The organism is Streptomyces sp. NPDC103540 (genome assembly GCF_055584445.1).
Genome location: NZ_JBVJMA010000007.1, coordinates 64,202 through 79,058, shown reverse-complemented (window position 1 = coordinate 79,058; position 14,857 = coordinate 64,202). Strand labels below are relative to the sequence as shown.

Here is a 14,857-nt window from a genome sequence, read left to right as displayed (position 1 = left end):
TCCGCAGTGTCAAAGGAGTCCCTCGTGCTCGATCACGGCCAGGCGCCACCGCTCACGTCCGAGCCCCGCAAGCCCGTCAACCCGCTGCTGCGCCGCAAGTCGGTCGAGCGACTGGTCTCCGAGGGCGGCCAGGGCGAGGGCGGCTCGCTGCGCCGCTCGCTCACCATGTGGCAGCTGACGATGATCAGCATCGGCGCCACCCTGGGCACCGGCATCTTCGTCGTCCTCGGCGAGGCGGCTCCCAAGGCCGGTCCGGCCGTGACGATCTCGTTCGTCATCGCGGGCCTCACCGCCCTGTTCTCGGCCCTGTCCTACGCCGAGCTGGCCGGCTCCGTGCCGGTCTCCGGCTCCTCGTACTCGTACTCGTACGCGACCATGGGCGAGTTCATCGCCTGGATCTGCGGCTGGTGCCTGGTCCTGGAGTACGCCGTCTCCGTCTCGGCCGTGGCCGTCGGTTGGGGCCAGTACCTCAACGAGCTGCTCGAAGGCACCATAGGCATCACGCTCCCCGAGAAGCTCTCCGCCGCCCCGCTGGGCGACGGCGGTTGGATCAACCTCCCCTCCCTGGTCGTCGTCCTGCTCGCCATGGTCTTCCTGATGCGCGGCGCCAAGGAGAGCGCCCGCATCAACACGATCATGGTCGTCGTCAAGATCGTCACCCTGGTGCTCTTCATCGGCATCGGCGTCCTCGGCATCAAGGCCGGCAACTACGCCCCGCTGGCCCCGCTCGGCATCACCGGCATCAGCGCCGCCGCCTCCACGCTCTTCTTCTCCTACATCGGCTTCGACGCCGCCTCCACCGCCGGTGAGGAAGCCAAGAACCCGAAGAAGGACCTGCCCCGCGCGATCATGCTCTCGCTGGGCATCGTCACCGTCCTGTACGTTCTCGTCGCCTTCGTCGCCGTCGGCGCCATGCCGTGGCAGGACTTCGAGGGCACCGAGGCCGCGCTCGCCCAGATCATGACCGACGTCACCGGCACCAGCGTCTGGGGCGTCGTCCTCGCCGCCGGCGCCGTCGTCGCCATCGCCTCCGTCGTCTTCGCCGTCCTCTACGGCCAGACCCGCATCCTCTTCGCGATGTCGCGCGACGGCCTCGTTCCCAAGGTCTTCGCCAAGGTCGACGAGAAGACCGGCGCCCCCCGCGCCAACGTGCTGATCGTCTCGATCTTCTGCGGCGCCCTCGCGGCCTTCATCCCCCTGGGTGAGCTGGCCAACGCCACCAGCATCGGCACGCTCTTCGCCTTCGCCCTGGTCAACATCGCCGTCGTCATCCTGCGCCGCACCAAGCCCGACATGCCCCGCACCTTCAAGGTGGCGCTCTTCCCCGTCACCCCGATCCTCGGCTTCATCGCCTGCGGCTACATGATGTACAGCCTGCCCGTGGCCACCTGGGTCGCGTTCGGTGTCTGGATGGCCGTCGGCCTCGTGGTCTACTTCCTGTACGGCATCCGCCGCTCAGCATTGGCCACAGCAGAGAAGTGATCCACCCGCAGTGCGACTGAACGATCTCGACGAACGCATCGTGCACGCCCTCGCCGAGGACGCCCGCCGCTCCTACGCGGACATCGGCTCCGAGGTCGGACTCTCCGCCCCCGCCGTCAAACGGCGCGTCGACCGGCTGCGGGCCGAAGGAGCCATCACCGGCTTCACGGTCCGCGTCGACCCCGCCGCGATGGGCTGGGAGACCGAGGGCTTCATCGAGATCTACTGTCGCCACAACACCTCGCCGGACGACATCCGCCGAGGACTGGAGCGCTACCCCGAGGTGGTGTCCGCGTCGACCGTCACCGGCGACGCGGACGCCCTCGTCCAGGTCTTCGCCTCCGACATGCGCCACTTCGAGCGGGTCCTGGAACGGATCGCGGGCGAGCCCTTCGTGGAGCGCACCAAGTCGGTCCTGGTCCTCTCCCCGCTCCTGCGCCGCTTCACCTCGGGCGCCCCTGCGTAGGCCGTCCGGCCCGCACCACGAGAACGCCCCCGGCGCGGCCCCGCGAGGCCGCACCGGGGGCGTTCCCGTACCCCGGATCCCGGCCGCGCGGTGCGTGTGGCCGCGCCCGGTGCGCGCGGCCCTACGCCGACACGGGCCGGGCGGCGGCGCCGTGCAGCAGGGGGCGGCGTTCCTCCTCGGTCAGCCCGCCCCACACGCCGAAGGGCTCGCGGGTGCGCAGGGCGTGCCGCAGGCAGGCCTCCCGGACCGGGCAACCCCCGCAGACCCGCTTCGCGGCCCGGTCCCGGTCCTCGCGGTCGTCGCCCCGCTCGCCGGCGGGGTGGAAGAAGCGGCCGGGCCCCAGGCCCCGGCAGGCCGCCGAGGACTGCCACTGCCAGTGGTGGAGGGCGGCGCCGGGCAGGCGCGAGACGTCGGTCATGGCGGTTCCCTTCCGTGGATTGCGTCCCTCACCCCGCGTGTGACCGCGAGGCCGGCGACGAAACCCGGGAAACCGGGAGAGCCCGGGAAGCCGGGAGAGTACGGGAGCGGGGCGGGCCGGAGGTGGCCGCTGATCTGCCACGTGTTCACCGCTACGGACACCCGAGCGCCTCGCCCGCGCTCCCGTGCCGACGACGCTACGGCCATCCCCGGCCGCACTCAATGAACCGCGTGTTAAACCGTGTTACGGCCTCGTGCGGGCCCCCGCGGGGTTCCTCCGCACGGCCTCCCCGTCCTCCGGTTCCCCCGGGGTGAGCAGGCCGATGAAGACCGGTTCGCGGCGCAGGACGAAGCCCATCGCCCCGTAGAGCCGGACGGCGTTCGTGTTGTCGGCCGCCGCGTGCAGGAAGGGGAGGTCCCCGCGCTCGCGCACCCCGGCCGCCACCGCGCGGACCAGCCGCTGCGCCAGACCCCGCCCCCGGTGGTCCGGATGCGTGCACACCGCGCTGATCTCCGTCCAGCCGGTGGGCCGCATCCGCTCCCCGGCCATGGCCACGAGCCGCCCCTCGTGGCGTATCCCCAGGTACGTGCCCAGCTCGACGGTCCGGGGCAGGAACGGGCCCGGCTCGGTCAGCGCCACCAGCTCCAGCATCTCCGGCACGTCGGCCGCCCCGAGCCGGACCGCCTCGGGGTCCGCCTCGGCCCGGACCGCCCGTCCGTCCAGCTGTACGCCGGGGATGGTGCGCAGCGTCCGCCAGCCGGGCGGCGGCGTCGGCAGGCCCGTCAGCCACACCTCCCGACCGGGACCCGTCAGCTCGGCCAGGTCCGCCCAGGCGCGGGGGTCCCGCGGATCGGCGACGGCGGCGAACGGGTTGGCGTCCGGCAGGTAGCGGGCGGCGCGCCCGACGGACTGGGCGAAGGCGCGGTGCGGGCCGCTGAGGGCCGCCCACACCGGGTTGTCCAGCACGGCGCCGTCCTGGCGTGACTCGGGTGACATGGCTGCGCGGATCCTTCCGTAGGGTGGGGGAGCCGGCTCCCGGGCGGCGGCGGCCGTGGCCGCGGCCGAGGGGGCCCGCCACCCGCAGGTTATGCTCCGGGACCACCCCGGAGCAGGCCCTTTTCCGTGCCGCCGGGGCCGCCCCGGGAGGGCGCCGGGACGGGGCGCGGGGAGGCGGCGGGAAGGGCCGCGCGCAGGGTCCTCCGCAGGGCCGTACGACACGCCCGGGAACCCGCCCCACCGGCCGGAACGGCCCCACGCAACGAATCGCCGCCGAGCCCCCCGAACGCGCAACGAATCGATGCGTCCAGCGCAACGGTGACGGCTTGTCGCGGTCGAACGCGCGAACGTACCGTTTTACGACCCCCACCCCACCAGTCACAGAGGTTCGCCCATGCCCCCGCTGCGCACCGCCCTCCTCCAGAGCTCCGGACGGCTCGGCGACACCGCCGAGAACCTGAAGCGGCTCGACGAGGCCGCGGCGCGCGCCGCACAGGGCGGGGCCGGGCTCCTCGTGACCTCGGAGATGTTCCTGACCGGCTACGCGCTGGACCTCCAGGACGTCCCCGGCATCGCCGAACCGGCCGACGGCCCGTCCGCCGTCGCCATCGGGGAGATCGCGCGCCGCCACGACATCGCCGTCCTGTACGGCTACCCCGAGCGGTCGGGCGAGGCGGTCTACAACTCGGCGCAGCTCATCGGCCCCGACGGGACCGCGCTCGCCAACTACCGCAAGACCCACCTCTTCGGCTGCTTCGAGCAGGACGCCTTCACCCCCGGCGACACCCCCGTCGTCCAGGCGGACCTGCACGGCCTCCGCGTCGGCATCATGATCTGCTACGACGTGGAGTTCCCCGAGAACGTACGGGCGCACGCGCTCGCCGGGACCGACCTCCTCCTGGTCCCGACCGCGCAGATGCACCCGTTCCAGTTCGTCGCCGAGCAGCTGGTCCCCGTCCGGGCCTTCGAGAACCAGATGTACATCGCGTACGTCAACCGGACCGGCCCCGAGGGCGAGTTCGAGTTCGTCGGCCTCAGCTGCCTCGCGAGCCCCGACGGCGTCACCCGCACCCGCGCCGGTCGCGGCGAGGAGACGGTCTTCGGCGAGGTCGACCCCGAGCTCCTCGCGGCCTCGCGCGAGAACAACCCCTACCTGCGCGACCGCCGCCCGGGGCTCTACGCCTCGCTCGTCTGAGTCCGACGCCGCCCCTTCCCCCCCCGCCCTGCCTGCTCTGCCGCAAGGAGACGTACCCCCATGACGTCCACGGTGCCCACCACCGCCGTCCCGCACAGCGACGGTCAGCCCCCGATCACCATGTTCGGGCCGGACTTCCCGTACGCCTACGACGACTTCCTCGCCCACCCGGCGGGTCTGGGTCAGATACCGGCGACCGAGCACGGCACGGAGGTCGCCGTCATCGGCGGTGGCCTGTCCGGCATCATCTCCGCGTACGAGCTGATGAAGATGGGCCTCAAGCCCGTCGTCTACGAGGCCGACCAGATCGGCGGCCGGCTGCGCACCGTCGGCTTCGAGGGCGCCGAGACCGAGGGCCTGACCGCGGAGATGGGCGCCATGCGCTTCCCGCCGTCCTCCACCGCCCTCCAGCACTACATCGACCTCGTCGGCCTGGTCACGGAGCCCTTCCCGAACCCGCTCGCCGAGTCCACCCCCTCGACGGTCGTCGACCTCAAGGGCGAGTCGCACTACGCCGAGACCATCGCCGACCTGCCGCAGATCTACCGCGACGTGTCGGCCGCGTGGAACGCCTGCCTCGACGAGGGCGCCGACTTCTCCGACATGAACACCGCGATGCGCGAGCGGGACGTCCCGCGCATCCGCGAGATCTGGGCCAAGCTCGTCGAGAAGCTCGACGACGAGACCTTCTACGGCTTCCTGTGCAAGTCCGAGGCCTTCAAGTCCTTCCGCAAGCGCGAGATCTTCGGCCAGGTCGGCTTCGGCACCGGCGGCTGGGACACCGACTTCCCGAACTCCATCCTGGAGATCCTGCGCGTCGTCTACACCGAGGCGGACGACCACCACCGCGGCATCGTCGGCGGCTCCCAGCAGCTGCCGCTGCGCCTGTGGGAGCGCGAGCCCGAGAAGATCCTGCACTGGGCCCAGGGCACCTCCCTGTCCTCCCTGCACGAGGGCGCCCCGCGCCCGGCGGTCACCCGCCTGCACCGCACCGCCGGCAACCGCATCACGGTCACCGACGCCTCCGGCGACATCCGCACGTACCGCGCCGCGATCTTCACGGCCCAGTCCTGGATGCTCCTGTCGAAGATCGAGTGCGACGACACGCTGTTCCCGATCGACCACTGGACGGCGATCGAGCGCACCCACTACATGGAGTCGTCCAAGCTGTTCGTCCCCGTCGACCGGCCGTTCTGGCTGGACAAGGACGAGGAGACCGGCCGCGACGTCATGTCGATGACGCTGACCGACCGCATGACCCGCGGCACCTACCTGCTGGACAACGGCCCCGACAAGCCGGCCGTCATCTGCCTCTCGTACACCTGGTGCGACGACAGCCTCAAGTGGCTGCCGCTGTCCGCGAACGAGCGGATGGAGGTCATGCTGAAGTCCCTCGGCGAGATCTACCCCAAGGTCGACATCCGCCGTCACATCATCGGCAACCCGGTCACCGTGTCCTGGGAGGACGAGCCCTACTTCATGGGCGCGTTCAAGGCCAACCTGCCGGGTCACTACCGCTACCAGCGCCGCCTGTTCACCCACTTCATGCAGGACCGCCTCCCCGAGGACAAGCGGGGCATCTTCCTCGCCGGCGACGACATCTCCTGGACGGCCGGCTGGGCCGAGGGCGCGGTCCAGACCGCCCTGAACGCCGTCTGGGGCGTCATGCACCACCTCGGCGGTTCCACGGACGCCGCCAACCCCGGCCCGGGTGACGTCTACGACGAGATCGCCCCGGTCGAGCTCCCCGAGGACTGATCGCCGGATCTACGGATCCCCCCGGATCCCCGGATCCCCCCGGATCCCCGGATCCCCCCGGATCCCCGGATCCCCCCGGATCCCCCCGGATCCCCGGATCTACGGATCTCGGATCCCGGAATCCTCAGGGTCCCCAGGGTCCCCCTGACACGGGCCGCCCCCGCGCACGAGCGCGGCGGCGGCCCGTACTCATGTCCGCGCCCTCGTACCGGCGCCCCCGTGTCCTCGTCCTCACGCCCGCTGCCGCACCACGCGGACCGGCGTCAGCAGGCAGCGGCCCACCAGGCCGACACCGGAGTCGAGGGACGCGCGGAACTCCTCCGCCAGTTCGGGGGAACGGCGCAGGGTCCACATCAGCCGGGCCGCCGCCCACGCGCCCGCGCGGGCGCGCTCCAGGCTCCACGAACCGATCAGGTGGGTCAGCGGGTCGGCGATCTCCAGGAGGTCGGGACCCGGCATCAGGTCCTCCCGGATGTGCTCCTCCAGGGCCACGAGGGTGTCGCCGACCCGGTCGAAGTCGGCTTCGAGGGCCGCGGGTTCGCATTCCAGCGCCCGGCAGGTGGACACCACCGCGACCGCCAGGTCGTGGCCGATGTGCGCGTTGATCCCGGCCAGCGCGTGCTGGAGCGGCCGGACCCCCGGGTGGCGGCGGTACTGGAGCAGCGGCCGCCAGCAGGCCGGGGCCCGGTCCGCCTCGACGGCCGTCAGGTACCGCTGGGCGAAGCGCACGCTGAGGGTCTCCGCCCGCCGGGGCGCCGGGAACTCCCCGTACGCGATCCGGCGGTGCAGGGTCTCCGTCACGGTCAGGTAGACCCGGTTGAAGACGGCGACGCCGTCCTGCGCGGGGAGCCGCTCATCGAGGGCGCGCATCCGCGCGAGCACCGCTTCCATGGGAGGCAGCGTCGCAGTCCGCCCCCCGATACCGGGGAACTTGGCCGTACGCTTCCCCGGTTCGGGTGAAGGCCCGTCAACCCCGCTTGTCCCCGGAGTCGTCGTAGGCGGACGTGCCCGAGTCGAGCAGCGGTTCCTGCTGCTTGAGGTGGGCCGGGGCGAAGTGGCGCAGCGCGTGGTAGCCGGTGATCACCACGATGGTGCCGAGCGCGATGCCGCCCAGCTCGAAGCTGTCGGTGAACCGCAGCTTCACGCCGCCGACGCCGATGATGATGCCCGCCGCGGCCGGTACCAGGTTGAGCGGGTTGCGCAGGTCCACCCGGGCGTTCAGCCAGATCTGGGCGCCGAGCAGGCCGATCATGCCGTAGAGGATCACGGTGATGCCGCCGAGCACCCCGCCCGGGATGGCGGCGACGACCGCGCCGAACTTCGGGCACAGCCCGAAGAGGAGGGCGAAGCCGGCGGCGGCCCAGTAGGCGGCGGTGGAGTAGACCCGGGTGGCGGCCATGACGCCGATGTTCTCCGAGTACGTGGTGTTCGGCGGGCCGCCCACGGCCGTGGACAGCATCGACGCGGCGCCGTCGGCGGCGATGGCCGTGCCGAGCTTGTCGTCGAGCGGGTCCCCGGTCATCTCGCCCACGGCCTTGATGTGTCCCGCGTTCTCGGCGATCAGCGCGATCACCACGGGGAGCGCGATCAGGATCGCCGACCACTCGAAGGCGGGGGCGTGGAAGGACGGCAGCCCGATCCATTCGGCCTTGCCGACGCCCGACAGGTCCAACCGCCAGTGGTCGACCGCCTCGGGACCGCCGACGGGGGAGTGGATCTTCCCGAAGACCAGGTCGAGGATCCAGGAGATCGCGTAGCCGAAGACCAGCCCCAGGAAGATCGCGATCCGTGACCAGAAGCCCCGCAGGCACACCACCGCGAGCCCGGTGAACGCCATCGTCAGCAGCGCGGTCCACTGGTCCTGGGGCCAGTACGTGGACGCCGTCACCGGGGCCAGGTTGAAGCCGATCAGCATCACCACGGCGCCGGTGACCACCGGCGGCATCGCCGCGTGGATGATCCGCGCGCCGAACCGCCGGACGGCCAGGCCCGCCAGGAACAGCGCCGCGCCGACGACGAACACCGCGCCCGTGACCACGGCGCTGTCGCCGCCGCCGGCCCGGATCGCCGCGGCCACGCCCACGAAGGACAGCGAGCACCCCAGGTAGGAGGGGACCCGGCCGCGCGTGGCCAGCAGGAAGATCGCGGTCGCGACGCCCGACATCATGATCGCCAGGTTCGGATCCAGGCCCATGAGGACCGGAGCCACGAAGCTCGCGCCGAACATCGCGACCACGTGCTGTGCGCCGAGCCCGGCGGTGCGCGGCCACGAGAGCCGCTCCTCGGGCCGCACCACCGCGCCGGGAGCGGGGGTCCGCCCGTCTCCGTGCAGGGTCCAGCCAACGCCGAAGCCCATGTTCCACCACTTCCGTTCGAACGACCCGTCAAGCATCCTGGCCACGCACGGAGGTGCCGCACGGAGCCAGCGGTCATATTACGGCCGTATAGGGGCAGGTTCGTCCTGGTTGGCGGCACCGGTCGGCCCCGCACCCGTCCTCGGCCGCAGCACGGCCGCGCCCACGACCAGCGCACAGGACAGCGCCGTCACCAAACCGAACGACACCACCAGCGACGTGGCGTCCGCGACCGCGCCGATCGCCGACGGGGCGATCAGCCCCGAGGTGTAGGTGATCGTCGCGACCCCCGCGATCGCCTGCGCCGGAGCCGGCCCGCTGCGCCCCGCCGCCGCGAAGGCCAGCGGCACCACCACCGCGATGCCCAGCCCGATCAGACCGAAGCCGGCCATCGCCGCCGCCGGGTGCGAGGCCGTCACCACCAGCACCCCGCCCGCGGTGGCCAGTACGCCGCCCGCCCGGACGGTGCGCACCGGCCCGAACCGGTCCACGACCCGGTCCCCGACCAGTCGCGCCACGGCCATGGTCAGGGCGAACGCGGTGGTGGAGGCGGCGGCCGGGCCCGCGCCCGCGTCCAGTACGTCGCGCAGGTACACGGCCGACCAGTCCAGGCTCGCCCCCTCCGCGAAGACCGCGCAGAAGCCGATGCCGCCGATCAGCACGGCCGAGCGGGGCGGCAGCGCGAAACGCGGCGGAGCCTCGCCGTCCGGGTCCCCGCGCAGGTCGAGCACCCCCTGGGCGGCGATCAGTCCGGCCACCGTGAGGGCCAGGGCGGCGATCAGGTGGTGCAGCCGGGCGTCCGTCCCGGTGTGGGCGGCGAGCGTGCCCGCGGCCGAGCCGAGCAGCGCGCCGACGCTCCACATGCCGTGCAGCGAGGACATGATGGAGCGGCCCAGCCGGTTCTCGGTCTCCACCCCGAGGGCGTTCATCGCCACGTCCGACATGCCGGCCGTGGCCCCGTAGACGAAGAGCGTGCCGCACAGGGTCACCAGGTTCGGGGCCAGGCTCGGCAGGATCAGGGACAGGGTCCACAGCGCCAGCAGGCCGCGCAGGGCGTTGCGGGCCCCGAAGCGGTGGTTGATCCGCCCGGCGAGCGGCATCGCGAGCGCGGCGCCGAGGGCGGGGAAGGCGAGGGCGACGCCCAGGGTGCCCGCGCCGAGCTGCGCGTGGTCCTGGATCCAGGGGATGCGGGTGGCGAACGAGCCGGTGACGGCGCCGTGGGTGCAGAACACGGCGGCGATCGCGAAGCGGGCATGGCGCAGGCGCGCCGGGCTGAAGTCGGTTTCCCCGGTCATGGCGGCAAACTATCAGGGACCCTGCCTGATGGTTAGGGGGTCGGCCCGCCTAGGATGAGCGGCGTGACCCCCGCCCAGGCACCGACCCCCGCCGCCCCGCCCGCCGCCCCCCACCGCGGCGCCCCGTACCCGGCCCCGCCCTCACCGGCCTCGCCCAGTACGGCACGGGCCATCAACGACCGGCTCGCCCTGGAACTCCTCCAGGACCGGGGACCCCTGACGGCGACCCAGCTCAAGCAGCTCACCGGGCTCTCCCGACCCTCCGTCGCGGACCTCGTCGAGCGGCTGACCGCCGCCGGGCTGATCGAGGTCGTCGGCGAGTCCGGGGACCGGCGGCGCGGCCCCAACGCCCGCCTCCACGGGATCGTCGCCCGCCGGGCGCACCTCGCCGCCCTCGACGTGCGCACCGACAGCGCCACGGCCGTGGTCACGGACCTGCTCGGCACCCCCCTGGCGCGGGCCGCGCTGCCCGTGGACGCCGTCGACGAGGCCGTCGACCGCCTCGCGGAACTCACCCGCGAGGCGGGCGCGCGGGACCTGCACACCGTGGTGATCGGCGCGCCCGGCCTCGTCGCCCCGGCCACCGGCGAACTGCGCGACACCAGCGGGCTGCCGGCCTGGCACCGGGACCTCGTCGCCGCCCTCCAGCGCCGGCTGCCCGCCGCGGTGCTGGTGGAGAACGAGACCAACCTCGCGGCCCTCGCCGAACAGCGCGCCGGCGCGGCGCGCGACCTGGACTCCTTCGTCCTGCTGTGGCTCGGAGCGGGGGTGGGCGCCGCCGTCGTGCTGGACGGCCGACTGCGCCGGGGCGCCTCCGGCGGAGCGGGGGAGATCGGCTTCCTCCCGGTGCCCGGCACCCCCGGCCTGCCCTCGGCCACCGACTGCGGCGGCGGCTTCCACGCCCTGGCGGGCCGCGAGGCCGTGACGGCCCTCGCGGCGGAGCACGGATTCCGCGGACCGGCCGAGGAGGCCGTCGCCGGCGCCGCCGGGGAGGCCTTCCTGGAGGCGCTGGCCGAGCGCCTCGCCCTCGGGGCCGCCGCCGTCGCCGCGGTCCTGGACCCGGGCTGCGTGGTCCTCGGCGGGGAACTCGGCCGGGCGGGCGGCCCCGGGCTCGCGGACCGGGTGGCCCGCCGCCTGGCGGCGCTGACCCCCGTCCCGACCGCGGTCCGGGCCACCGCGCTGGGCGGCCCGGCGGTGCTGGAGGGCGCCCGACTGGCCGCCCGCGAGGCCGCCCAGTCGGTCCTGTTCGGCGGCTGACCCCGCGCGGGGCGCGGCTCAGGCTTCCGTACGGTCCCGGCGGGCCAGGAACTCCTCGAACGTGATCCGGCCCACCGCCCTCCCGGGCGCCAGGTTCCCGCCGCGCCGGAAGCCCGCGTAGGCCTTCCCGGCGAGCGGCAGCGGGACGACGCGGCGCCGGCCGCCGGTCGCCGCGAGGTACGTCCGGCCCCACTGCGCCAGGGTGCGGACCTCGGGGCCGCCCAGGTCCGGGACCCGGCCCGCCGGGGTCGGCACCGCCAGCTCCGCGAGCCGGTCGGCGACCTCCTCCACGGCGATCGGCTGCACCCGCACGCCCGACGGCAGCGGCACCACCGGCAGCTTCGCCGCCGCGCCCACCACCCGGGCGAGCAGGTCGTGGAACTGGGTGGTGCGCAGGATCGTGAACCCGAGCCCGGAGGCCTCCAGCGCCCGCTCCACGGCCAGCTTCGTGCGGTAGTACCCGAGGGGGACGACGTCCACGCCGACGATCGAGACGTAGACGACGTTGGTGACGGTCCCGCTGCGGCGGGCCGCGCGGATCAGGTGTCCGGCGGCCGCGTCGTCGCCGCCGCGCGGGGCACTGGCGCAGTGCACCACCACCTCCGCCCCCGCCATCGCCGCGTCCAGCCCCGTGCCCTCCCGCAGGTCGACGGGGTGGGTGGGGGAGCGCCGGCTCAGGACCCGGACCTCGTGGCCGAGCGCGCGCAGCCGCTCGACGAGCGGGACCCCGAGGGTGCCCGTGCCGCCGGTGACGAGGATGGTGCTCATGGTGGGTGTCCTTCCGCGGGGGAGTGCTGTCGACCAGGGGACAGGACGGGGCCCCGGAACGTGACAGCGTGCGCGGGACGCGGCCGGACGTGCGGGAAATCCACCCCGGACGTGCGGGAAATCCACCCCGGACGTGCGGGAAACCGGCCCCGGACGTGCGGCAAACCGGCCCCGCACGTGTGCGGAACCGGCCCCGGACGTGCGAGGACCCGGTGGCCGCCGGGCCACCGGGTCCTCACGTCATCTCATCTCACCCCACCCGGAGGGGAGGGGGTCAGCAGGCGCCCTGGTCCTTCCAGACGCCCCACTCACCGGTGGTGCCGGGTTCCTGGTTCTGCGTCCACCACTGGGCCTTCCAGTTGTGGCCCTTGTGCGAGACCACGTTCCCGCTGTTGTAGACGCTCCCCGCCACGTACGCCGGGTTGGTGCACGTGCCGCCCGGAGGCGTCGTCGGAGGAGTGGTCGGCGGGGTGGTCGGGGGCTGGCTGCCGCCGCCCGGCTCCACCAGCGTCGTGCCGCGCGCCAGGTCGCCGGCGAGGGCGTAGGTGGTGCCGGAGATGTTCACCGTCCAGTTGGAGGGCGTGGACACCGGCAGGTAGTAGTTGAACGCCAGGTCGACCGAGGCGCCCGGGGCCAGCGACTGCCAGGCCGGGAGCTTCAGGGAGACCCGGTGGAAGTCGCCCTTCAGGCCGCCCACATTGCCGCCCGTGTGGTCGCTCTTGATGACCTTGGTGCCGAAGCCGGACTGGTCCGAGGCGTTGGACGGGGCGGAGGTCGAGTAGTCGAACTGGAACTCGGTGCCGCCGGGCAGCGCGGTCTTCGTGTTGTTGGTGATCTTGATCTTCGGGGTGATCGGGTAGTTGGAGTCGCCGAGCTTGAACTCGGTGAACTCCGTCTTGATGTCCACGGCCTGGTTCGGGAGCGCGGTGTTGGACTTCTTCGCGCCGTACGGGGCGGCGGCCTTGAACTTCTCGTACATCACCGAGGTCAGGGTGTCGCCGACCTCGTACTGGCCCTTGGTCGCGTTCCAGGCGTAGTCGCCGGCCATCTCCCAGACCATGGTGCCGCCGATGCCGCGGTCGACCACGTAGTCGGCCTTGGCCGCCACGGACTGCTCGTCCTCGGTGGAGAGGAAGACCTTCTTCTGGGCGTTCCACAGCCACGGGGCGACCAGGTTCGCGTCGTACTTGCGGACGTAGGTGCCGGTGAGCGTGGTGTTCGCGGGGAAGCCGTACTTGGTGACGTAGTCGCCGACGATCCCCTTCTCCAGGTTCTTGGCGTGCCACATCGGGTTCGAGCCGGCGGGCGACTCGACACCGTTGGTGTCCTTGTCGTGCCACAGGTTGTCGATGCCGACGGCGCCGTCGCCGCACTTGGTCAGACCCGCGCCGGCCGGGCAGGTGGTCGCGGCCGCCTTGCCCCACAGGCCGTCGGTGCCGCCCTGGACGTTCTTGAAGCCGCGGGTGTAGTACGGCAGGCCGATGTTGATGCGGCCGGCCGGCATGGAGCCGCGGAAGTAGTGGTAGGCCCAGTCGGTGTTGAGGTAACCGATGTTGCCGTACTGGGAGCTGCCGTAGACGTTCGCGGCGGCCAGCTCGGCGTCCTTGCCGTCGTCGAAGAGCGAGGCGTTGGGGCCGACGTACTCGTTCCAGGCGCCGTGCAGGTCGTAGGACATGATGTTGACGTAGTCCAGGTACTTCTGCATCTGGTACGTCTCCATGCCGCGCAGCAGGTAGCCGGAGGAGGGCGCGGCGACGGTGAGCAGGTAGTGCTTGCCGTCGGCGGCGCCGGCCCGGTCGAGCTTCTCGCGCAGGGACTTCATGAGGGCGTCGTAGCCCTTGACCAGGCCCGCGCGGCGGGCGTTGGACAGCTGCCAGTCCAGCGGGTTGCCCGCGTCCTTCATCGAGGTCGCGTACTCGTAGTCGATGTCGACGCCGTTGAACCCGTACTTGCGGATGAACTCGACGGAGGAGTCGGCGAAGGTGTCGATGCCGGCCTGGTTGACGGAGCCGTCGGCGTTGGTGGCCATCGAGTAGAAGCCGCCGGACGCGACGCGGTTGCCGTCGTCGCCGAAGTAGCCGCCGGTCTCGGCCCAACCGCCCACCGAGACGAGCGTCTTGACGTTCGGGTACTGCTTCTTGAATTTGTTCAGCAGGTTGAAGTGGCCCTTGTAGGGAAGGGCCGGGTCCATCTCGGCGCCCGCGACGCCCGGCCAGGTCATCCCGGTGGCCGCGTTGTTCACGTTGTCCGCGCCGACGGAGATCTTGTTGTCGGAACCGATGTGCGCGAAGGCGTAGTTCAGGTGGGTGACCTTGGACCACGGGATGTTGTTGGCGAGGTAGGCGGGGGTGCCGTCCTTGCCGGTGCGCCAGCCCGTGAAGTAGCCGATGACGCGGCGCTGGTGGTCGGCGCCCATCTTCTCGCGACCCTCGGAGTCGTAGACGGAGCAGTACGGGACGTCCACTCCGGCCGTCTTGTACAGGCCGTCGGGGCGACAGCTCTCGTTGTCTGCGGCGTGCGAGACGCCCGCGGAGAGCCCGCCGACCAGCAGGCCGGCGATCGTGGCGCCGGATGCCAGGAGCATCGCTCTCGTACGTGTGGGGGACAGCATGGTGCCTCCTGGGGAGGGGAGGATGGCAGGACACGGCGTGCGGCGAGGCCGGCCGGGCGGCGGGCGAAGCGGCAGCGCGGAAGCAGGAACCACTGCGGAGGTGCGGCGGAACGACGTGGGATGAGGTCGGGCGTCTTGCGGCAACGGGCTTGAACGTGGCGCTGGTTGACCCCTGACGTGCGCACGTCGGCGGGGTCGGCTCCCGGGGAAGATGAAGGGAACGTTAAGAGGACTAGACCAACCCGTCAATAGGTCTG

At 72.5% G+C, this 14,857-nt stretch carries 12 protein-coding genes; 5 read left to right on the top strand and 7 right to left on the bottom strand.

The window, feature by feature from the left end; all coding sequences use genetic code 11:
• Positions 1–24: 24 nt before the first annotated feature.
• Both ACZ6ZI_RS18250 and ACZ6ZI_RS18245 read left to right on the top strand, forming a co-directional pair.
• Entirely contained in the window at positions 25–1,482 is a 1,458-nt protein-coding gene (locus tag ACZ6ZI_RS18250; protein ID WP_469521823.1) for an amino acid transporter, read from the top strand.
• Between the two features lie 10 nt (positions 1,483–1,492).
• The gene (locus ACZ6ZI_RS18245) at positions 1,493–1,948 is read left to right on the top strand and encodes an Lrp/AsnC family transcriptional regulator (RefSeq protein WP_007262967.1); all 456 of its coding nucleotides are present in this window, start codon (positions 1,493–1,495) and stop codon (positions 1,946–1,948) included.
• 121 nt (positions 1,949–2,069) lie between these two features.
• On the opposite strand, the gene ACZ6ZI_RS18240 is transcribed toward ACZ6ZI_RS18245, so the two are convergent.
• Both ACZ6ZI_RS18240 and ACZ6ZI_RS18235 read right to left on the bottom strand, forming a co-directional pair.
• Positions 2,070–2,366, bottom strand: coding sequence for a WhiB family transcriptional regulator (locus ACZ6ZI_RS18240; RefSeq protein WP_469521821.1), 297 nt, complete (start codon positions 2,364–2,366; stop codon positions 2,070–2,072).
• A 243-nt stretch (positions 2,367–2,609) separates the two neighbouring features.
• Positions 2,610–3,362, bottom strand: a complete 753-nt coding sequence (locus tag ACZ6ZI_RS18235; protein WP_469521819.1) for a GNAT family N-acetyltransferase — start codon at positions 3,360–3,362, stop codon at positions 2,610–2,612.
• A 394-nt stretch (positions 3,363–3,756) separates the two neighbouring features.
• On the opposite strand from ACZ6ZI_RS18235, the gene ACZ6ZI_RS18230 reads away from it, so the two are divergent.
• The gene (locus tag ACZ6ZI_RS18230) at positions 3,757–4,557 is read left to right on the top strand and encodes a carbon-nitrogen hydrolase family protein (protein WP_469521817.1); all 801 of its coding nucleotides are present in this window, start codon (positions 3,757–3,759) and stop codon (positions 4,555–4,557) included.
• Between the two features lie 60 nt (positions 4,558–4,617).
• Positions 4,618–6,315, top strand: coding sequence for a flavin monoamine oxidase family protein (locus tag ACZ6ZI_RS18225; RefSeq protein WP_469521815.1), 1,698 nt, complete (start codon positions 4,618–4,620; stop codon positions 6,313–6,315).
• Between the two features lie 231 nt (positions 6,316–6,546).
• Here ACZ6ZI_RS18225 and ACZ6ZI_RS18220 read toward each other — a convergent pair whose 3' ends face one another.
• From ACZ6ZI_RS18220 to ACZ6ZI_RS18210, 3 genes are all read right to left on the bottom strand, one after another.
• Positions 6,547–7,206, bottom strand: coding sequence for a DUF5995 family protein (locus ACZ6ZI_RS18220; protein ID WP_469521813.1), 660 nt, complete (start codon positions 7,204–7,206; stop codon positions 6,547–6,549).
• A gap of 76 nt (positions 7,207–7,282) precedes the next feature.
• Positions 7,283–8,671: a uracil-xanthine permease family protein gene (locus ACZ6ZI_RS18215; protein ID WP_469521812.1), complete on the bottom strand. Its 1,389-nt coding sequence runs from the start codon at positions 8,669–8,671 to the stop codon at positions 7,283–7,285.
• A 78-nt stretch (positions 8,672–8,749) separates the two neighbouring features.
• Positions 8,750–9,964, bottom strand: a complete 1,215-nt coding sequence (locus ACZ6ZI_RS18210) for an MFS transporter (RefSeq protein ID WP_469521810.1) — start codon at positions 9,962–9,964, stop codon at positions 8,750–8,752.
• Positions 9,965–10,018: 54 nt separating this feature from the next.
• Between ACZ6ZI_RS18210 and ACZ6ZI_RS18205 the strand changes: the two genes are divergently transcribed.
• On the top strand, positions 10,019–11,221 hold the full coding sequence (locus ACZ6ZI_RS18205; RefSeq protein ID WP_469521808.1) for an ROK family transcriptional regulator: 1,203 nt from the start codon (positions 10,019–10,021) through the stop codon (positions 11,219–11,221).
• Positions 11,222–11,239: 18 nt separating this feature from the next.
• Here the strand turns inward: ACZ6ZI_RS18205 and ACZ6ZI_RS18200 are convergent, their stop codons facing one another.
• Positions 11,240–11,989, bottom strand: coding sequence for an SDR family oxidoreductase (locus ACZ6ZI_RS18200; RefSeq protein ID WP_469521806.1), 750 nt, complete (start codon positions 11,987–11,989; stop codon positions 11,240–11,242).
• Positions 11,990–12,263: 274 nt separating this feature from the next.
• A complete protein-coding gene (locus tag ACZ6ZI_RS18195; RefSeq protein WP_469521804.1) occupies positions 12,264–14,600 on the bottom strand; it encodes a chitinase C-terminal domain-containing protein in 2,337 nt (778 codons plus the stop codon).
• Positions 14,601–14,857: the final 257 nt, after the last annotated feature.